This window comes from Ruegeria profundi (assembly GCF_020171505.1).
Lineage (GTDB): Bacteria > Pseudomonadota > Alphaproteobacteria > Rhodobacterales > Rhodobacteraceae > Ruegeria > Ruegeria profundi.
Genome location: NZ_JAIUZS010000005.1, coordinates 291,114 through 308,960, shown reverse-complemented (window position 1 = coordinate 308,960; position 17,847 = coordinate 291,114). Strand labels below are relative to the sequence as shown.

Annotated in this window: 20 protein-coding genes; 13 read left to right on the top strand and 7 right to left on the bottom strand. The window is 58.6% G+C overall.

What is annotated here, in order from left to right; all coding sequences use genetic code 11:
* Positions 1 to 3: 3 nt before the first annotated feature.
* Positions 4 to 813: a 4-hydroxy-tetrahydrodipicolinate reductase gene (gene dapB, locus LCM21_RS14030; protein ID WP_224891155.1), complete on the bottom strand. Its 810-nt coding sequence runs from the start codon at positions 811 to 813 to the stop codon at positions 4 to 6.
* Between the two features lie 91 nt (positions 814 to 904).
* Between dapB and rbfA the strand changes: the two genes are divergently transcribed.
* From rbfA to rpsO, 6 genes are all read left to right on the top strand, one after another.
* A complete protein-coding gene (gene rbfA / locus LCM21_RS14025) occupies positions 905 to 1,300 on the top strand; it encodes a 30S ribosome-binding factor RbfA (RefSeq protein ID WP_068336555.1) in 396 nt (131 codons plus the stop codon).
* Positions 1,297 to 2,034: a phosphodiester glycosidase family protein gene (locus tag LCM21_RS14020; RefSeq protein WP_224891154.1), complete on the top strand. Its 738-nt coding sequence runs from the start codon at positions 1,297 to 1,299 to the stop codon at positions 2,032 to 2,034. Before rbfA ends, LCM21_RS14020 begins: the two co-directional genes overlap by 4 nt.
* Positions 2,035 to 2,094: 60 nt before the next feature.
* A complete protein-coding gene (truB, locus tag LCM21_RS14015; RefSeq protein ID WP_224891153.1) occupies positions 2,095 to 3,000 on the top strand; it encodes a tRNA pseudouridine(55) synthase TruB in 906 nt (301 codons plus the stop codon).
* A 21-nt stretch (positions 3,001 to 3,021) separates the two neighbouring features.
* Entirely contained in the window at positions 3,022 to 3,525 is a 504-nt protein-coding gene (locus LCM21_RS14010; RefSeq protein ID WP_068336563.1) for a DUF1643 domain-containing protein, read from the top strand.
* 94 nt (positions 3,526 to 3,619) lie between these two features.
* Complete coding sequence (locus tag LCM21_RS14005; RefSeq protein ID WP_224891152.1) at positions 3,620 to 4,687, top strand: calcium-binding protein; 1,068 nt, start codon at positions 3,620 to 3,622, stop codon at positions 4,685 to 4,687.
* Between the two features lie 141 nt (positions 4,688 to 4,828).
* Positions 4,829 to 5,098: a 30S ribosomal protein S15 gene (gene rpsO / locus LCM21_RS14000; protein WP_068336567.1), complete on the top strand. Its 270-nt coding sequence runs from the start codon at positions 4,829 to 4,831 to the stop codon at positions 5,096 to 5,098.
* Positions 5,099 to 5,350: 252 nt separating this feature from the next.
* Here the strand turns inward: rpsO and LCM21_RS13995 are convergent, their stop codons facing one another.
* Positions 5,351 to 5,800: a BCCT family transporter gene (locus LCM21_RS13995; RefSeq protein ID WP_224891151.1), complete on the bottom strand. Its 450-nt coding sequence runs from the start codon at positions 5,798 to 5,800 to the stop codon at positions 5,351 to 5,353.
* 8 nt (positions 5,801 to 5,808) lie between these two features.
* A complete protein-coding gene (locus LCM21_RS13990) occupies positions 5,809 to 6,558 on the bottom strand; it encodes a DUF3299 domain-containing protein (RefSeq protein WP_224891150.1) in 750 nt (249 codons plus the stop codon).
* Between the two features lie 297 nt (positions 6,559 to 6,855).
* Between LCM21_RS13990 and pnp the strand changes: the two genes are divergently transcribed.
* Positions 6,856 to 9,006, top strand: a complete 2,151-nt coding sequence (gene pnp, locus LCM21_RS13985; protein WP_068336580.1) for a polyribonucleotide nucleotidyltransferase — start codon at positions 6,856 to 6,858, stop codon at positions 9,004 to 9,006.
* A gap of 132 nt (positions 9,007 to 9,138) precedes the next feature.
* The gene (locus LCM21_RS13980; protein WP_224891149.1) at positions 9,139 to 9,477 is read left to right on the top strand and encodes a putative quinol monooxygenase; all 339 of its coding nucleotides are present in this window, start codon (positions 9,139 to 9,141) and stop codon (positions 9,475 to 9,477) included.
* A gap of 50 nt (positions 9,478 to 9,527) precedes the next feature.
* Here LCM21_RS13980 and LCM21_RS13975 read toward each other — a convergent pair whose 3' ends face one another.
* Positions 9,528 to 10,163, bottom strand: a complete 636-nt coding sequence (locus tag LCM21_RS13975) for a DUF1326 domain-containing protein (protein WP_224891148.1) — start codon at positions 10,161 to 10,163, stop codon at positions 9,528 to 9,530.
* A gap of 219 nt (positions 10,164 to 10,382) precedes the next feature.
* Here LCM21_RS13975 and LCM21_RS13970 point away from each other — a divergent pair, with 219 nt between their 5' ends.
* The gene (locus LCM21_RS13970; protein WP_224891147.1) at positions 10,383 to 11,114 is read left to right on the top strand and encodes a glycosyltransferase family 25 protein; all 732 of its coding nucleotides are present in this window, start codon (positions 10,383 to 10,385) and stop codon (positions 11,112 to 11,114) included.
* A 68-nt stretch (positions 11,115 to 11,182) separates the two neighbouring features.
* On the opposite strand, the gene LCM21_RS13965 is transcribed toward LCM21_RS13970, so the two are convergent.
* Positions 11,183 to 11,833 carry a peroxiredoxin gene (locus LCM21_RS13965; RefSeq protein ID WP_068336589.1) on the bottom strand — a complete coding sequence of 217 codons (651 nt, stop codon included), beginning with the start codon at positions 11,831 to 11,833 and terminating at the stop codon, positions 11,183 to 11,185.
* Positions 11,834 to 12,016: 183 nt separating this feature from the next.
* Between LCM21_RS13965 and LCM21_RS13960 the strand changes: the two genes are divergently transcribed.
* Positions 12,017 to 13,456, top strand: coding sequence for an aldehyde dehydrogenase family protein (locus LCM21_RS13960; protein ID WP_224891146.1), 1,440 nt, complete (start codon positions 12,017 to 12,019; stop codon positions 13,454 to 13,456).
* 61 nt (positions 13,457 to 13,517) lie between these two features.
* Here LCM21_RS13960 and LCM21_RS13955 read toward each other — a convergent pair whose 3' ends face one another.
* Positions 13,518 to 13,952, bottom strand: coding sequence for a glyoxalase superfamily protein (locus LCM21_RS13955; protein ID WP_224891145.1), 435 nt, complete (start codon positions 13,950 to 13,952; stop codon positions 13,518 to 13,520).
* 177 nt (positions 13,953 to 14,129) lie between these two features.
* Positions 14,130 to 14,981 (bottom strand): methylated-DNA--[protein]-cysteine S-methyltransferase, encoded by an 852-nt coding sequence (locus tag LCM21_RS13950; RefSeq protein ID WP_224891144.1) that lies wholly within the window; start codon positions 14,979 to 14,981, stop codon positions 14,130 to 14,132.
* A gap of 136 nt (positions 14,982 to 15,117) precedes the next feature.
* Here LCM21_RS13950 and LCM21_RS13945 point away from each other — a divergent pair, with 136 nt between their 5' ends.
* Genes LCM21_RS13945 through LCM21_RS13935 form a run of 3 tightly spaced genes read left to right on the top strand, consistent with a single transcriptional unit; the run spans position 15,118 to position 17,590 of the window.
* A complete protein-coding gene (locus tag LCM21_RS13945; protein WP_224891143.1) occupies positions 15,118 to 15,918 on the top strand; it encodes a methyltransferase domain-containing protein in 801 nt (266 codons plus the stop codon).
* Positions 15,919 to 15,959: 41 nt separating this feature from the next.
* Positions 15,960 to 16,604 carry an endonuclease III gene (gene nth, locus LCM21_RS13940; protein WP_224891142.1) on the top strand — a complete coding sequence of 215 codons (645 nt, stop codon included), beginning with the start codon at positions 15,960 to 15,962 and terminating at the stop codon, positions 16,602 to 16,604.
* Positions 16,601 to 17,590 (top strand): adenosine kinase, encoded by a 990-nt coding sequence (locus tag LCM21_RS13935; protein ID WP_224891141.1) that lies wholly within the window; start codon positions 16,601 to 16,603, stop codon positions 17,588 to 17,590. The genes nth and LCM21_RS13935 overlap by 4 nt, the downstream gene beginning before the upstream one ends.
* Positions 17,591 to 17,847 lie beyond the last annotated feature (257 nt).

Below are 17,847 nucleotides of genomic sequence, written 5' to 3'. Positions count from 1 at the left end.
GGTTCATAGCCCCAGCACATCAACCATATTGTACTGGCCGGGTGCCTTGCCTTGCCCCCACAGCGCTGCTTTCAGCGCGCCGCGAGCAAAGATGGCGCGGTCAGTGGCAAGGTGGCGCAGCACGAGCCGTTCACCGGGCGCGGCAAAAAGAACGTCATGCTCGCCCACGATGTCACCGCCGCGAATGGCGTGAAACCCGATGTCGCCCCTTTTGCGCGCGCCGGTGATGCCATCGCGGCCCCGGTCAGCCACATCTGCCAGCTTGACGCCCCGCCCTTCGGCGGCGGCCTCACCCAACATCAACGCGGTGCCCGAAGGAGCATCGACCTTGTGGTGGTGGTGGCCTTCGATCACCTCGATATCAAAATCCTCATCCAGCGCGGCGGCGACTTTTTTGGTCAGTTGCACCAGCAGATTGACACCAAGGCTCATGTTCCCCGCCCGTAGGATGACAGCATGGCGCGCGGCAGGCTCTAGCGCTGCGATCTGGTCCTCGGTCATGCCGGTGGTGCCGATCACATGCACGCAACGCGCCTGTGCCGCCAGAGACGCGAATCCCAGTGTCGCCTCAGGCGCTGTGAAATCAATCACCGCCTGTGCCTGCGCGAAAGCCTCCAGTGGGTCGTCGGTAACTTCGACACCCAGGGCCTGACCACCCATTGCTTCGCCTACATCCTGACCGACCCAATCGTGGCCCCCACGCTCGACCACTCCGACCAGACGGGCTTGATCGCTATCCGATACGGTCTTGATCAGCATCTGCCCCATACGGCCCGAAGCCCCTGTGATAACGATCCCCGGAATATGGGTCATTGCGCTGGTCCTTTCGTATTTGTCGGCTCAAAGCCTCCTACCCCGTTCGCGCCCGCTTGGCAAAGCCTTGCTTTGGGCTTAGATCGGGGATATGGCAAAGAACAAATTCCACGATGGCCCCGGCCCGTCCCAACGACAGCTGCGCGTCGGCGAGCTGATCCGCCGCACCCTGTCCGAGGTTCTGGCGCGCGGAGATGTCCACGACCCCGACCTGAACCGTATGTCCATCACTGTGGGTGAGGTGCGCACTTCACCCGATCTGAAGATCGCCACTGCCTATGTGCTGCCCCTTGGCGGCAAAGGGCAGGAGGACGTGATCGAACTGCTGGCCCGCAACAAGGGTGAATTGCGGCGCGTGGTTGGCAAGAAGGTCGGCCTGAAATTTTCGCCCGATCTGCGGTTCCGTCTGGATGACACGTTTGACCGTCTGGACGACACACGCCGCATGTTTGAACAGGACGCGGTGCGCCGCGATCTGGACGAGTGATACGCGCACTTATCTCTTTGGGCGCTGTCCTTTGGGCCGCGCAAGCTGCTGCGGTGACCTGCGAAAAGGTTACCCATGAAGAAAAGCGTTACACGGTTTGCGAAGTGGATGCGTCCGAGGCAGACCTTCGCCTGTTTCTGAAGGATGAAAATGGCGAGTTGCTGGGGCATTTCTCCTCGGTGAACGAAGTGCTGGCCGCCGACGGCAAACGTCTGGCTTTCGCAATGAACGCGGGCATGTACCACGATGACCGCTCACCCGTTGGCCATTATGTCGAAGATGGTCAAGAACAGATGCGCGTGATCCCCAATGCAGGGCCGGGCAATTTCGGTTTGTTGCCCAACGGAGTGTTCTGCATTAGCGAAGGCCGGGCCGACGTGTTCGAAACGCTGGACTACGTAGATCGGGCACCCGTGTGTCGCTTTGCTACGCAGTCCGGTCCGATGCTGGTGATTGACGGGGAATTGCATCCGCGTTTTCTGCCCGATTCGACCTCGCTCTATGTGCGAAATGGGGTGGGCACCAGTGCGGATGGGACGCGGGCGGTGTTTGCAATCTCGGACGATTATGTCACCTTCCACGAGTTTGGCAGCCTGTTTCGCGATGTGCTGAAAACTCCGAACGCGCTGTTTCTCGACGGCAATATTTCCCGAATGTATGAGCGGGCCAGCAACCGGTCTGACATCGGGTTTTCGCTGGGTCCCATTGTGGGGGTGGTAGAAGACGCGCCCTGAAATTGACAGCGGCAAAGCGATCCGCTAGGTCGCGCGCCTCAGCAAGGATCAAGGTGCAAGATGGGACGCAAACGCAAGGGCCGCGACATTTCCGGTTGGCTGGTGGTGGACAAGCCTGCGGGCATGACCTCGACCGCGGTGGTCAACAAAGTGCGTTGGGCGATGGACGCCAATAAAGCGGGCCATGCGGGTACTCTGGACCCCGAAGCAACCGGCGTTTTGGCCGTGGCTTTGGGTGAGGCGACCAAAACCGTTCCCTACATCACCGATGCGCTGAAAGCCTACACCTTCACGGTACGTCTGGGGCAAGCCACCAACACCGACGATGCCGAGGGCGAAGTGATTGCGCAAAGCGATGCGCGCCCTTCGGATGACGAGATCAAGCAGGCGCTGGCCCCGTTTCTGGGCGACATCATGCAGGTGCCGCCCAAGTTCTCGGCCGTGAAGATCGACGGACAGCGTGCCTATAAGCTGGCCCGCGACGGCGAGGATGTGGAACTGTCCGCCCGGCCTTTGTGGGTTGAGGAGCTGATTCTGGTCGACCGCCCTGATCAAGACCACGTTGTGCTTGAGATGACCTGCGGCAAAGGCGGCTATGTCCGCTCGATTGCCCGCGATCTGGGCGAAGCACTGGGATGCCACGGCCACGTCAAAGAACTGCGCCGCATCTGGTCCGGCCCGTTCGAGGCCGAAGACGGCCTGAGCATCGAGCGGATCGACGAAATGGCCAAGACACCCGCGCTGGACGAGTATCTACACCCGCTGGAAACCGGCCTGACCGACCTGCCAGAGCTGAAGTGCACCCCCGAGGGCGCCACCCGTCTGCGCAATGGCAATCCGGGCATGGTTCTGGCTGGTGACGTGGAATATGGCGATGAGGCATGGGCTTCGCTCGACGGCAAGGCCATTGCTGTTGGCATATATAAATCCGGTGAACTACACCCGCACCGGGTGTTCGTCGATTGACCGGCATGCTAGGCGAAGGACATGATCACCCGTTCCCATACCAAGGGCGATGCGCCCTCGACCGCCGTTTACTCTGACTGCGAGAAGTATCGCTATAGCCTGACCCGTATCTGGGATCCGGCGGGGCGAAAGGCGCTGTTCGTGATGCTGAACCCATCGACCGCGACCGAGGTGCAGAATGACCCGACCGTCGAGCGCTGTGAACGGCGCGCGCGGGCCTTGGGGTTCGGCGCGTTTCAAGTGACCAACATCTTTGCCTGGCGCGACACCGATCCTCGCAAGATGCGCGCCGCAGCCGATCCGGTGGGGCCGGAAAATGACGCCGCCATTCTGGGCGGAGCAGATTGGGCCGATCAGGTTATTGCCGCCTGGGGCACCCACGGTGCGCATCTGGAGCGTGGCCCTGCGGTCGAAACCCTTTTGCGCGGAACGGGTCTGCCGTTGTTTCATCTGGGGCTGACCAAGGAAGGGCACCCGAAACATCCGCTCTATATCGCGTATACTCAGCAACCCGAACCATGGTGACAAAGGGTTAACCACAAGACCAGCTTGGCTTTGACCAAGCGGTTGATTGCATGGGATATTTATCCTCGGGGCGATGCGTTCACGGAGGGTTCCCATGTTTCTGTTCGGTTTGCTGAGCCTTGCCGCCGTCGGTGGTGCGGCTATTGCCTTGAGCGACGCGTTTGTCTCTGATGACGAGCCTGAAGAGGACGATAGCATTGATGACCAGCCCGACGCAATCTCTGAGGGTAAATTTATTGAATTCGACACGCCTGAGGAAGATACGCTCGAACCTGCAGAGCAGACCGAACCTGAAGAGCAGACCGAGGCGGAAGACTCCTCAACCGGAACGCCCCCAACCGGAACGATTGTGTCCGAGTATCAAGGCGATCTGGTCATTTCCGGTACTTCGGACGCGGATATTTTGACCGGGCAGTATGGCAATGATCAGATCAATGGCTTTGACGGCGATGACGTCATTCACGGCTGCGATGGCAATGATGTGCTGCATGGGGGCGCAGGTTTAGACATTATTCTTGGCGGTGAAGGAGATGACATCCTTCACGGTGAGGATGGGGGTGACCTGATCACTGGGAACGAAGGCGAAGACACGCTTTACGGCCATTTCGGCGCGGATCAGATGGAAGGGGGTGCGGGCGACGATACCCTTTACGGCGGACAGGACGATGACACTCTGCTTGGCGGTGACGGGGGTGACGCGCTGCATGGCGGTTTCGGCGACGATATCCTGGACGGAGGCGCGGGCGAGGACGTTCTGTTCGGCGGCGATGGCAATGATGTGCTTACCGGTGAGGACCCCGATGGCGAACACGCCCCTGACTTTCTGAACGGCGGTGCCGGAGAGGACACATTTCTGGCAGACAGTGGAGACATCGTTACCGGGGGCGACGGCGCGGATGACATCATTCTTGACCCCGATACCGAGGATGAAGCGGTGACCGTGATGGATTTCCAACCCGGCCAGGATAAGCTTTTCGTGTCCTGGGACGGTCAGGATGATCCGGAAATTCAGATCGAAACTGACGCTGAGAACGAAAATCTGGTCCATGTACTTGTTGAAGGGCAGGGTGTTGCGCAGTTGCTTGGCGCAGAAGGATTGACCGCTGACGACATTCAACTGATCTCTGGTGCTGAACTGGCGCACCTGACCGCGCTAAGCTGATTTAAGAAACCCTTTGCCATTCGAAGAAAATACGCCTATACGCGCCCATCCGCATCGGAATCGGTGCGGTTTTCTCCATGGGCCTGCGCTGGACGACATCCCGGCCTGCGCCATTCACGCTAACCTTAAAAGGAGACCCCGATGTCGATCACTGCCGCTGAAAAAGCACGCGTCATGAAAGAATTCGCAACCAAGGACGGCGACACCGGTTCGCCAGAAGTCCAAGTTGCCATCCTGACCTCGCGCATCAACACCCTGACCGAGCACTTCAAGACCCATAAGAAGGACAACCACGGTCGTCGCGGTCTGCTGAAGATGGTTGCCCAGCGTCGTAAGCTGCTGGACTACCTGAAGGGCAAGGAAGAAGCGCGTTACCAGGACCTGATCAAAAAGCTGGGCATCCGCCGCTAAGCGCTTTTTGCACAAGACTTGCAACCGGGTTTTCCGGTTTGACGCCCGTCATTTTGGCGGGCGTTTGCTTTTTCTGGTCGCCGGACGGGCAGGGCATCGCAAAACGCTGTTATCAGCCATGCGCTTTCTTGACGAGAACACGTTTGGCATTGCCACGCGCGGCATCCACCAGATCAGAAACGTCTTGGCTGTTGCAAGGTTCGAATATGCTGCCCCAGTTTTGGTGAACCCAAAGTGCCTTTCGTCGGTATTTTAAAGATCAATCAGGACAAGTTTGCAAGCAGTGTCGCGCCAAAGGAAAGGGTCAAAGATCGCATAGCCACAGCCGATATCTGCACTTGCTTGCGGTGCACAATCCGCGATGGTGCCCCGCAGTTGCTGGTATTCCAGATAAATGATTGCAGCTGCACGCCGGACAAGCTCATCTCTGTTGTTGTCGACCAGAGATGCGGCAGGGCGTGAATCTCCGGCTATCCAAGAGCTGATGGTTTTTGCTGATCTAGGCTGATCATGAATTATCTCTGATCGCTGCATGATCAGGTTTACCACGTCTTCGCGCGTTCCGACTACAGTGCCAGCCACAGGCGGGTAGCACATAATCAGAACGACCAGCATGAAGGGCGTGCCAATCGACACGGCTGCGCCCTGCAGCGCAGCAAAACCGCTACCCAAGAACAGGGCGAAAGCAACCAAACCTTGCAACTTGCCCTCTAATCCTGCGCCTGAGATCCGCCCGTTTTGCGGCTGCGCGCCGCACGCAAACGGTCTTTCAGGCCCGGCGGCCAAGCAGCTTGACCAGGTTCATCTGCCAATGGTTCGACCAGTTCGGCATCCATTCGGAAGGTCGCACGCATCTGCACCAAGCCGTCCACCACGTTCACCACGTGATCCGACGGATCGATGACCAATCTCCCGGTCAGACGTACCGGTTCGTGGTCGTAGGCGGGAGTCCAGCCATTGTGGAGTTTCACCCGGATCATCTGATTTGGTGGCGGGGGCGGCAAATGACTGCACATTCCGGGCTGAGGCACCAGATAGGCCGTGCGCTGCCCGTCTTTGTCTGGGGGTGCTGGAAGGGCATAGCCCGTCACGGTGACGATCTGTCCGTCCAATTTGGGGTTTCCAGCGGTGTCGGCTTTTTTGCGATGCCGGGATACCACCTCGCGCTGAGAGAGCAACCCATCGATATCGATCTGATCGGTGGCTAGTGCCTGTTCGGTCTCGGCCAAAAGCATATACCATCTTTGCCGCTCATCCGGACTGCCAACGTCCGTTTGCAACCGACCACGCAGACGGATTGCAAACAAGATGTCGTCACGTTGTTCCGGCGTGAGCGCGCGAAACGGGTCGTCAAAGCTCTGCGCTGCCGGATCCGGCAAGACTGTCCAATCGATCAAAGCGCCCGGTGCGGCAAATGCCGGACCCAACAGGCCCAACCATGCCAGAAATGCGATTGTCACCCAGGTTTTTGTCCGCATACCTTGCCCAAAACGCTCAATTCCACCGTATCTTAGCGGGTTTTGGCGCAGCGCGTCCACGCCGGGATCATCACGAAATCACATGCGGAGCAAGACCGTCTGGCCGTTCGGTTTCGCTTTCCTTTGGGTCCATTCTCATGTATGCGCCAGACATCTGAGACGTTGTGCCCTGACCCCGGCACTCGAATGGAAGATAAAGTGGGGTCGGCGGCAATGGGGCCGCCAAGCAAACGGGAGACCCGGGATGCGCCTGGGAGTGCTCCCTTTTAGGATACGCATATGTTTGATGTAACAAAGAAATCAATGCAGTGGGGCGAAGAGACGCTTACACTGGAAACCGGCAAGATTGCCCGTCAGGCCGACGGCACCGTGATCGCCACGCTGGGCGAAACCAGCGTCATGGCGAACGTGACCTTTGCCAAAGAGCAAAAGCCCGGCCAGGACTTTTTCCCGCTGACCGTACACTACCAAGAGAAATACTATTCCGCCGGTAAGGTTCCGGGCGGCTTCTTCAAGCGCGAGGCGCGCCCGACCGAGAAAGAAACGCTGACCGCGCGTCTGATCGACCGTCCGATCCGCCCGCTGTTCGTCGATGGTTTCAAGAACGAAGTGCTGGTGATGTGCACCGTGCTGAGTCACGATCTGGTCAACGATCCCGACATCGTTGCGATGATCGCGGCGTCGGCTGCGCTGACCATTTCCGGCGCGCCGTTCATGGGCCCGATCGCCGGTGCCCGTGTTGGTTTCGTGGATGGTGAATACGTCCTGAACCCGACCGTGGACGACATGCAAGACCTGCGCCTGAACCCCGAACAGCGTCTGGACCTGGTTGTGGCTGGTACCAAAGACGCCGTGATGATGGTGGAATCGGAAGCCTACGAATTGTCCGAGGCTGAAATGCTTGGTGCCGTGACTTTCGCGCATGAGCAGATTCAGCCGGTCATCGATCTGATCATCGGTTTGGCCGAAGAAGCCGCGAAAGAGCCGTTCGCCTTCGAAGCCCCCGATTACTCGGACCTGTACGCTGCCGTTGCAGCCGCCGGTGAAGAGCAGATGCGCGCCGCCTTTGCAATCACCGACAAGCAAGAGCGCACCGCCGCTGTTGCTGCAGCTCGTGAAGCGATCAAGGAAGCACTGACCGAGGAACAGCTGGAAGACAGTAACCTTGGTTCGGCGATGAAAAAGCTGGAAGCAGGCATTCTGCGCGGTGACGTCGTCAAAGGCGGCAAGCGCATCGACGGTCGTTCAACCACCGATGTTCGCGCGATCGAAGCCGAAACCTCGCTGTTGCCCCGTACGCACGGTTCCGCCCTGTTCACCCGTGGTGAAACGCAGGCGCTGGCTGTGACCACGCTGGGCACCGGTGACGACGAGCAGTTCATCGATGCGCTGCATGGCAACTTCAAATCGAACTTCCTGCTGCACTACAACTTCCCTCCCTACTCGGTTGGTGAGGTTGGTCGCGTTGGTTCGCCCGGTCGTCGTGAGATTGGTCATGGCAAGCTGGCATGGCGCGCGCTGCAGGCGGTTCTGCCTGCGCCGACCGACTTCCCCTACACCATCCGCGTGGTGTCAGAGATTACTGAATCCAACGGCTCATCCTCGATGGCGTCGGTCTGTGGCGGTTCGCTTTCGATGATGGACGCGGGTGTTCCGCTGAAGGCTCCGGTTGCCGGTGTCGCCATGGGTCTGATCCTGGAAGATGACGGGTCGTACGCTGTTCTGACCGACATTCTGGGTGACGAAGATCACCTTGGCGACATGGACTTCAAAGTAGCGGGTACCGAAAACGGCATCACCTCGTTGCAGATGGACATCAAGGTCGCAGGCATCACGCCGCAGATCATGGAAACCGCCCTTGCACAGGCCAAAGATGGCCGGATGCACATCCTGGGTGAGATGGGCAAAGCCCTGTCCGAGACCAGCGAATTCTCGGTCCACGCGCCGCGTATCGAGACCATGAACATCCCGACTGACAAGATCCGTGAAGTGATCGGCTCGGGCGGTAAGGTCATCCGCGAGATCGTGGAAACCTCGGGTGCCAAAGTCGACATCAACGACGACGGTGTCATCAAAATCGCTTCGCCCGATGGTGAATCGATCAAGAAGGCCTATGACATGATCTATTCGATCGTGGCCGAACCGGAAGAGGGTCAGATCTATACCGGTAAAGTGGTCAAGATCGTCGACTTCGGTGCCTTCGTGAACTTTTTTGGCAAGCGCGACGGTCTGGTCCACGTGTCCCAGATTGAAAACCGCCGCCTGAACCATCCGTCGGATGTTCTGAAGGAAGGTCAGGAAGTGAAGGTCAAGCTGCTGGGCTTTGACGACCGCGGTAAGGTCCGCCTGTCGATGAAAGTCGTCGATCAGGAAACCGGCGAAGAGGTTGTGCCTGAGAAAAAAGAAAAGAAAGAGGAAAGCGCAGATTAATCTGCACGCCTTTTTTAACCCGAAAGGCCCCGGTTTCGACCGGGGTCTTTTTTGTAAGGGCTGCTTTTGCCACCTCTTGAAAAGTCGTTGGGCGACACCGAAAGTAAAAGGACTGTTCTAAGAGGCCCTTACATGATCCTTGAAATACGTCACTACACCCTCAAGCCGGGACGCCGAGAGGAGTTTATCACTTTCTTTGAAAAGCATAATCGCTCAGCACTGCGCGACGCTGGTATGCTGGTTTTCGGCCCGCTTCGGGATTTGGAAGATGCCGACAAGGTTCACTGGATGCGCGCCTTCCCCTCGATGGAAGCACGAGAGAAGATAAAGGGCGATTTCTACGGCGGGCAGGTCTGGCATGACCAGATCGAACCAATCGCAATGTCGATGATCGCCCATTTCGAGGCAGAGGTGGTTGAGACCACTGACGGTTTCGAAAACTTTAACGGTGCCTCGTCAGTCGACGGATAGCTTCCGCAAAAACATCGCTGTCTTGCACGCTTCGGTCATGACGTGCGTCGCTAATGCGCCACGCCTGACGGTCCGTGCTTCATAACGTGCCATTGCCCGTAGCTGTCGGTCAGGTCCAGCTTGATCGCAGCATCCGCCTTGGTCGACGCGCTGCCGATTTCGGCCAGAGTGAACTCAATCCCGCCGGGGATGTCGATGCGAACGCGGTGTTCGCCACCGCCGTGGGGCGCCTGAATTGGACGACCGGTCGAATTCAAGACATCCCCAATTGCGACCTTCGCGGTGCGCCCCTCCATATCCATTTCAAAGTCAATGGGCGCAAACAACGTTTCGTGAATGGTTTTGCACATGGCTCGGAAGACGAACCAATGGGTTGCCATTTCCTGGGTCTCTTCCCCATGAAAGATCTTTTCCAGTGCAACCCGCTGAGCATCCGATGCGCTGGGGTCGATAATCACCTGCATCTCACCGCCGCCCTCAAAAATCGGGCCCGGCCAGGCATAAATCAACGCGGCCTTTGCCCCGGTGAGGTCGGTGTCTCCGAAATGACCTTTGGAAATCTCTAAAACCTCGAACCCGCGGCAATGACCGTGGGTCGGCAATTCCTCGAACTGGCAGGGGCAGGCATAGCCGCAATTGCAGTTCCCGAAAGCGTCGCCCTCAACGTACCAATCTGTGAATGCCATCGTTCTCTCCTGTCTTGCAAAGTCTGTATGCCCGAGATCGACGTTCTGCCTGGATGTGAGTCTGCCACCGCCACCCTACCATATAAGGGGCAAATCACGAACTGATGTCCGTGCCTTTCGGTGCCTTCACCTAAAGTCCGGCTCGCCCTGCGGGTTCTGAAAACGCGCGGCGCAGAGTTTCGCTTTCCCTGCAAGCATCTGTGATCTATGCAAAGCGCTATGCGATCTTTTGTCATTCATATGTCCTCAAGTACAGCCCGGCGGCCCAATGCCGAACAGCTTTGCGCCGACCTTCCCGATGCCGAGCTTTTCGAGGCAGTAAATGGCCGCGACCCCGCACAGATTGTCGGAGTTCAGCTTCACCCCGGTAACCTGCACCGACCGCATTATCCGTTTGCGTTGCAGCCGGCAGAGATCGGCGTCTTCGAAAGCCACCGCCGCATCTGGCGCAAGCTGGTCGAGGAAGAGATTGATCTGGCGATCATCACCGAAGATGACCTGCGTATCGACGCCCCGCGTATGGCCGAGGCGTTGGAGATGCTAGAAACGATCGCCACCCCGGATCACTACATCCGCATCCCGGTGAAGCAGCGCGAAGTCCCGGCCCACACCCTTGCACACCAGAACGGGCTGCGCCTGATCCTGCCCAAGGTGATCGGCCTGCAATGTGTCTGTCAACTGGTGGGGCGACGTGCGGCCAACCGTCTGCTGGCTGCCACCACTCAGATCGACCGTCCCGTGGATACGTTTCTTCAGATGCACTGGCTGACCGGCCAGCCCATCCATGCGTTGCAAGGCAGTGGTAATCAGGAAATTGCGGGCGAAATCGGCGGCTCGACCATTCAGAGCAAGCCGCCTTTGTCTGATAAACTGACCCGAGAATTCAAGCGTGCCGCCTATCGGGCGCGGCTGCATCTACACCCTCAGCGCCCGCCCAAAGTGTCAGAATAACATCTTTGCCAAACTGCGCCCGACCGCGCGATTGGGGGCCAAGTTAGCCCCCAATATCTAAATCCGTCTTAGGACGGTGCTTTTGTCGTACGAAGATATGGAAAGACCGTTTTGAACTCCCCAAACTTTTCTTTCGCCTCGTCGTTTGACACCGCAGGGGGGATGATCACGTCCTCACCCGGTATCCAGTTTGCTGGCGTGGCGACACCCTTGGCCGACATTTGCAAACCGTCCAGCGCACGCAAAATCTCGGCAAAGTTCCGGCCCACGGTCATCGGATAGGTCATGGACAGTTTCAGCTGCTTGTCCGGCCCGATGATAAAGACCGACCGCACTGTGGCGCTGTCTGCGGGTGTGCGGCCATCGGGCAGGTATGCCTCGGCTGGCAGCATGTCGAACGCCTTGGATACCGCTAACCCGTCATCGGCGATGATGGGAAAGCCGGGATTGGCGTTTCCATAGGCTTCGATGTCCTTTTTCCACTTTTTGTGGTCTTCGACGCCATCGACCGACACGCCCAGCACCTTGGTGTTGCGGGCCGCCCATTCGTCATTCAGTTGCGCGACGGCCGAGAATTCGGTCGTGCAGACAGGCGTAAAATCCTTGGGGTGCGAGAACAGGATTGCCCAGCTGTCGCCGATCCAGTCGTGAAACTGGATGGTGCCCTGGTCCGTTTCTGCTGTGAAGTTCGGAACCGTATCGTTGATGCGCAAACCCATTGTGAAGCTCCTTTGCTGTAAAAGCCCGATTCGGCTGCCGTCAACCTAAACACTTTCCGCGATTGTTAAACCTTGCATTCGCGCGGAATGATTTGATCAAATCATGTCTTGCCGCGCCCTGTTGCCGGTGCCAGAGTAGCCGCAACTACGCTATTTTGAGCTGCGGGCACAGGAGAATACGCCATGATCGAAAAACGCGATTTTTACATCAACGGTCAGTGGGTGGCCCCCGCGTCGGGCAATGACTTTCACGTCATCAACCCCTCGACCGAAGAGCCATGCGCGGTCATCTCACTCGGTACGCAGGCCGATACGGATGCAGCTGTGGCGGCGGCCAAGGCGGCCTTGCCAGGGTGGATGGCCACCCCGGTCGCGGATCGGATTGCTTTGGTCGAAAAACTGGCCGAGATCTACCAGTCCCGCGCCGAAGATCTGGCACAGGCCATGTCGCTTGAGATGGGCGCGCCCATTGATCTGTCACGCACGGCGCAATCAGGTGCGGGGATTTACCATCTGAAAAACTTCATCCGCGCGGCGCGTGACTTCCAGTTCGAACGCCCGCTGGGTGATCATGCCCCCAATGACCGGATCATTTTTGAGGCCGTTGGTGTCGCTGCCCTGATCACGCCGTGGAACTGGCCGATGAACCAGATCACGCTCAAGGTGGGTGCTGCAGCGATTGCGGGATGCACCATGGTTCTGAAACCGTCCGAACAGAGCCCGCTGAACGCGATGATCTTTGCCGAGATGATGGATGCGGCCGGTTTCCCACCCGGGGTGTTCAATCTGGTGAACGGTGATGGTGCCGGAGTAGGGTCACAACTGTCGGGCCATCCGGACGTGGACATGGTCAGTTTTACCGGCTCGACCCGCGCCGGCACCGCGATTTCGAAGAATGCTGCGGATACGTTGAAGAAGGTGCATCTGGAACTGGGCGGTAAGGGCGCGAACGTGATCTTTGCCGATGCCGACGAAAAGGCGGTCAAGCGCGGCGTGTTGCATATGATGCAGAACACCGGCCAAAGCTGCAACGCCCCAAGTCGCATGCTGGTGCAGCGCCCAATCTATGATCAGGCGGTCGAGACAGCCGCCGAAGTGGCCGGCAAGGTCACCGTTGGACCGGCGTCCGAGGAAGGACGCCATATCGGCCCTGTCGTGAACGAGGTTCAGTGGACCAAGATTCAGGATCTGATCCAGAAAGGCATCGACGAGGGTGCGCGTCTGGTTGCAGGTGGCACAGGGCGGCCCGAAGGGCTGAACAAAGGGTACTACGTGCGCCCCACGGTGTTTGCAGATGCCAACAACCAGATGACCATCGCGCGCGAGGAAATCTTTGGCCCGGTCTTGACCATGATCCCCTTTGATACTGAGGATGAAGCCATCGAGATCGCCAATGACACGCCGTATGGCCTGACCAACTATGTCCAGACTCAGGACGGGGCGCGGGCCAACCGGATGGCGCGTCACCTGCGGTCGGGCATGGTCGAGATGAATGGTCAGTCACGCAGCGCCGGATCGCCGTTTGGCGGGATGAAGCAATCGGGCAATGGGCGCGAAGGCGGCGTTTGGGGTCTTGAGGATTTTCTTGAGGTCAAAGCCGTTGGCGGCTGGACGCCAGAGTAAGAACAAACGCCATCGAAAACGGATTGGGCAAGGCGCAGAGATGTGCCTTGCCCTTAGTTTGTCAGATGGGTCGAACCACCAACTGCGGTTCGCCATTCGATGTTCGGCGCGTGGACCGGCCATCCCAACCGACCTCACCGCTGACCCGTTGCCGGAACGACGAAAAGCTGTCGAAAGTGACCACGTCGACGGGCGCGTCGAACTGCAGGGTAATCCGCCTGTGCGCCCCATCGCCCAATACGGTCAGGCCGCGAATCTCAGCGGTGAAGGTCTGACCCAGATAGGTGCCCTTGACCCTGTCACCCACACGCAGGTGCATCCGGTTTCCGGCCATGGCGCGCAACGTATTCCAGTCGCGCACGCCATGCTGGTGGGCGACCAGTTCCAGCGACTGCGCGTGCGACAGGTCGACCCCTGTGCCGCGCAGTTTTTCACGCAGCCGCTTGGCCTGCGCCTTAAGTTCGCCTATCGGGGCGATTGTCTCGGTTTGTGTCATGTCTTGCCTCGTTTCCGTAAACGGGCGCAAAGATTGGACGGGGCTCGCATTGCCATCCGTGCGCCGGGAAAGGGCAACAGATGTTCACTCAACCGGGTTTCACCAAAGCCATAAGACCGCGAGCGGCAGGGGACCCGAACCTTGCCGTTTTGTTGCATTGGCAAACCTGCCTGTCAATCAGGCATCGGCTTGCGCGGCCTCGTAGGCGAGCATGGCGCGTTTAACCGGCAAGCCCCAGTGATAGCCGCCCAAGCCCCCGGATTTGCGCAATGCCCGGTGGCAGGGTATCAGCCAACTGACGGGGTTACGCCCAACCGCCGTTCCTACGGCACGAACGGCCCGCGGGGAGCCAACCCGTTCTGCGATCTCGGAATAGGTCGTGACATGGCCCGACGGGATATGCATCAAAGCCTCCCACACCTTGATCTGAAGGGGTGAGCCAATCAGGTAGAGCGGTGTCGGCTCGAGCCGGTCGCTGGCCGCGCCAAAGGCGCTGAGCACCCAAGGCCGCAGCCGCATCGGGTCCTCGACAAAATCAGCCTGTGGCCAACGTGAGAGCATATCCTCCATCGCGCCTTCTTCACCGGACTCTGCCCCGAATGCCAATCCGCAGATCCCCCTTTCGGTCCCCATGACAAGGGCCGGGCCAAAGGGGCTTTCGAACCAACCCCAATAGATTGTCAGCCCAGCCCCTTTGCGCGCGTATTCCCCGGGGCTCATGGATTCCCATTTCAAGAAAAGGTCATGCAAGCGGCCACTGCCTGAAAGGCCAACGTTGTGCGCCGTCTCCAACGTGGTAAACCGATCGCGCAGCAGGGCTTTGGCGTGACCCAATGTCAGATATTGTTGGAAGCGTTTCGGCGATACCCCGGTCCAGCGCGAGAACAGGCGCTGGAAATGGGCCGGGCTCATGTTCATCTCACGCGCCAGTTCTTCAAGGCTCAGCCCCTCGCCGCCCTGGTCGATCAGGTCGATGGCGCGCCGCATGACGTTGTAGTGATAACCGGATTCGGAGTTCTGGATGTTCATGGCTGTCACCTTTTTTTGGCTTGCCCTGATACTAGACGGTCGGACCTGACCGAAGCGACCCGAAACTTGCGATTTTTGTGCCCATTGTTGGAATCAGCCCGGCTGATTACTCTGAGGAAACTCAGGAGCGACTGATATGCCCCAAGCCGACGCCTTCCACCTGTCCGGTGCCGCTGCCCGAAAGTACCAGGATCATTCCGTGCCTGCCATGTTTGCGCCGCTGGCGCAGGCCACGGTTAAAAAGCTGGGACTCTGCGAAAACGATCACGTGCTGGATGTCGCCTGTGGCACCGGTGCGCTTACGCGAGAGATCATCGCAACGTTACCGGGCCGCGGGCGCGTTGTCGGTGCTGACTTGAACCAGACGATGATCGATGTGGCCTCGGCTTTGACACCTGCGTCCAGCCATTCCGTGGACTGGATGGCTGCGGATGTTACTGACTTGCCTTTCGACGATCACAGTTTTGATGTGGCCTGTATTCAGCAAGGGCTGCAGTTCTTTCCCGACAAACCTGCGGCACTGGCCGAGATACACCGCGTGCTGAAACCGGGTGGAAAACTGTGCCTGACCTGCTGGAGCGCGATCTCAGAGTTCAACAATGGGTTGGCTGAAGCACTGGAACGACATGTCAGCCCCAGCGCCGCGCAAAAGGCGCGTGCGCCGTTTTCGTTTCGCGATGGTGATCTGATAACCGCGCTTTTGGAAGGTGCCGGGTTTCGGGTTGCCAAGCATGACATCATCACCCTCCACCGCCGATTTGAAGACCTGCGCGCGCAGGTTCTGGCCCTACCGGTGGAACAGGACATGCGTGCCAAAGGGGATGCGGGCATCGACCGGGTTCTAAAGGATATCGCCGATCACCTTGCCCCTTTCGACAAGGACGGGGTGTTCATCGTTCCGCAAGAAGCGCATTTCTTTGCCGCAACTCGTGCCTGACGCACTTTACCCGCCGGTTCAGGCATTGCATTAAGGGTCGGATGGCAAAGCAACTCGATTATCACAAAATCCGCGAGATCTTCACGCGCTTCCATGACGCTGACCCCGAACCCAAGGGTGAGCTGGAGCATGTGAACGTCTATACGCTTGTCGTCGCCGTGGCGCTGTCGGCGCAGGCGACAGATGCAGGTGTCAACAAGGCCTCACGCGCCCTGTTTCAGATCGCAGACACGCCGCAAAAGATGCTGGATCTGGGCGAAGAGGGGTTGATCGAGCATATCAAGACCATTGGCCTGTTCCGCCAGAAGGCGAAGAACGTCATCAAGCTGAGCCGTATCCTCGTCGATCAATACGGCGGCGAGGTTCCAAATTCCCGCGCGGCGCTGCAATCCTTGCCGGGCGTGGGGCGCAAGACGGCCAATGTGGTTTTGAACATGTGGTGGCGGTACCCTGCGCAGGCCGTAGACACGCACATCTTTCGTGTCGGCAACCGCACCGGTATCTGTCCGGGTAAAACCGTTGATGCGGTTGAGCGCGCGATCGAAGATAACATCCCAACCGATTTTCAGTTGCATGCGCATCACTGGCTGATCCTGCATGGCCGCTATCACTGCAAGGCACGCAAACCGATGTGCGCAACCTGCATCATCCGCGATCTCTGCGAATTTGAGGACAAGAACCTATGAAAACCTACCAGCTTGTTGGCATCGGAAACGCTGTTGTGGACGTGATTTCCCAGGCCGATGACAACTTCCTTGAACTGATGGGGATCGAGAAGGGCATCATGCAACTGATCGAACGTGACCGGGGCGAGGTGCTGTATGCCGCGATGGAGGGGCGGGTGCAGACGCCGGGCGGGTCGGTCGCCAACACGATCGCCGGGGCCGGTGCGCTGGGCTTGGACGCCGCGTTCATTGGCCGGGTTCATGATGACGCGCTGGGCCGGTTTTATGCGGATGCGATGAACGAGGACGGGGTGGATTTCGTCAACCCGCCCGTGCCGGGGGGTGAATTGCCGACCTCACGCTCGATGATCTTTGTCTCACCCGATGGGGAGCGGTCGATGAACACCTATCTGGGCATTTCCTCGGAACTGTCGTCAAAGGACGTCCCGAATGAGGTAGCAGGCAATAGCCAGATCATGTTCCTCGAAGGCTATCTGTTCGACAAGGAAAAGGGCAAGGCTGCGTTTCTTGAGGCCGCGCGCGACTGCCACAAGGGCGGCGGCAAAACCGGCATCGCCATTTCCGACCCGTTCTGCGTGGAACGCCACCGCGCCGATTTCCTGCTGCTGATCGAACACGAGCTGGATTTCGTCATCGGCAACGAGGACGAGATCAAGTCGCTGTTTGAAACCAGTGATCTTGAGGAAGCGCTGGCTAAGACGGCTGAGATTTGCCCTCTGGTCGTCTGCACCCGGTCTGGCGATGGGGTGAGCATTCTGCACGACGGCGCCCGCATTAATGTGCCGGTTGAAAAGATTGTGCCCGTCGACGCAACCGGCGCGGGCGACCAGTTCGCCGCTGGGTTTCTGTACGGCATGGCGACAGGCCGCGACTACGAGACCTGTGCAAAAATCGGCAATGTCTGTGCCCGCGAGGTGATTTCGCATATCGGCCCGCGGCCGGATACCAACGTGCTGGAATTGCTGCGGGAAGAAGGGTTGGTTTGAGGAGTTCCGTTTAGAAGGTTAAAGGGGACCGATGAAACCACGGCACGGTTGGGCTCCATGGTCACTATCCGACATAACATCATCACGGCAGTGCATTTTTTACCTAAAAGCGGTCGTTCGAGCTGCGCCATGGGTGCCAGTTTAGAGCCCGTCGTTGCCGTGTGACAACCGAAAGCTTCGCATGCTTAGTTAACTTGCAATTCACAGAGAAGTCGCGGGAGTTGACTAATCATGAATGATATGGATCAGTCTGCAGG

What these genes read in the sequence shown, in the direction of transcription:
- LCM21_RS13960 (WP_224891146.1), top strand. Translation starts at nt 12,017, where the DNA reads ATGATCGAAAAACGCGATTTTTACATCAACGGTCAGTGGGTGGCCCCC.
- LCM21_RS13975 (WP_224891148.1), bottom strand. Translation starts at nt 10,163, where the DNA reads ATGGCATTCACAGATTGGTACGTTGAGGGCGACGCTTTCGGGAACTGC.
- LCM21_RS13965 (WP_068336589.1), bottom strand. Translation starts at nt 11,833, where the DNA reads ATGGGTTTGCGCATCAACGATACGGTTCCGAACTTCACAGCAGAAACG.
- LCM21_RS13945 (WP_224891143.1), top strand. Translation starts at nt 15,118, where the DNA reads ATGCCCCAAGCCGACGCCTTCCACCTGTCCGGTGCCGCTGCCCGAAAG.
- LCM21_RS13955 (WP_224891145.1), bottom strand. Translation starts at nt 13,952, where the DNA reads ATGACACAAACCGAGACAATCGCCCCGATAGGCGAACTTAAGGCGCAG.
- dapB (WP_224891155.1), bottom strand. Translation starts at nt 813, where the DNA reads ATGACCCATATTCCGGGGATCGTTATCACAGGGGCTTCGGGCCGTATG.
- LCM21_RS13980 (WP_224891149.1), top strand. Translation starts at nt 9,139, where the DNA reads ATGATCCTTGAAATACGTCACTACACCCTCAAGCCGGGACGCCGAGAG.
- LCM21_RS13935 (WP_224891141.1), top strand. Translation starts at nt 16,601, where the DNA reads ATGAAAACCTACCAGCTTGTTGGCATCGGAAACGCTGTTGTGGACGTG.
- rpsO (WP_068336567.1), top strand. Translation starts at nt 4,829, where the DNA reads ATGTCGATCACTGCCGCTGAAAAAGCACGCGTCATGAAAGAATTCGCA.
- LCM21_RS13950 (WP_224891144.1), bottom strand. Translation starts at nt 14,981, where the DNA reads ATGAACATCCAGAACTCCGAATCCGGTTATCACTACAACGTCATGCGG.
- pnp (WP_068336580.1), top strand. Translation starts at nt 6,856, where the DNA reads ATGTTTGATGTAACAAAGAAATCAATGCAGTGGGGCGAAGAGACGCTT.
- truB (WP_224891153.1), top strand. Translation starts at nt 2,095, where the DNA reads ATGGGACGCAAACGCAAGGGCCGCGACATTTCCGGTTGGCTGGTGGTG.
- LCM21_RS14010 (WP_068336563.1), top strand. Translation starts at nt 3,022, where the DNA reads ATGATCACCCGTTCCCATACCAAGGGCGATGCGCCCTCGACCGCCGTT.
- LCM21_RS14005 (WP_224891152.1), top strand. Translation starts at nt 3,620, where the DNA reads ATGTTTCTGTTCGGTTTGCTGAGCCTTGCCGCCGTCGGTGGTGCGGCT.
- nth (WP_224891142.1), top strand. Translation starts at nt 15,960, where the DNA reads ATGGCAAAGCAACTCGATTATCACAAAATCCGCGAGATCTTCACGCGC.
- rbfA (WP_068336555.1), top strand. Translation starts at nt 905, where the DNA reads ATGGCAAAGAACAAATTCCACGATGGCCCCGGCCCGTCCCAACGACAG.
- LCM21_RS13970 (WP_224891147.1), top strand. Translation starts at nt 10,383, where the DNA reads ATGCGATCTTTTGTCATTCATATGTCCTCAAGTACAGCCCGGCGGCCC.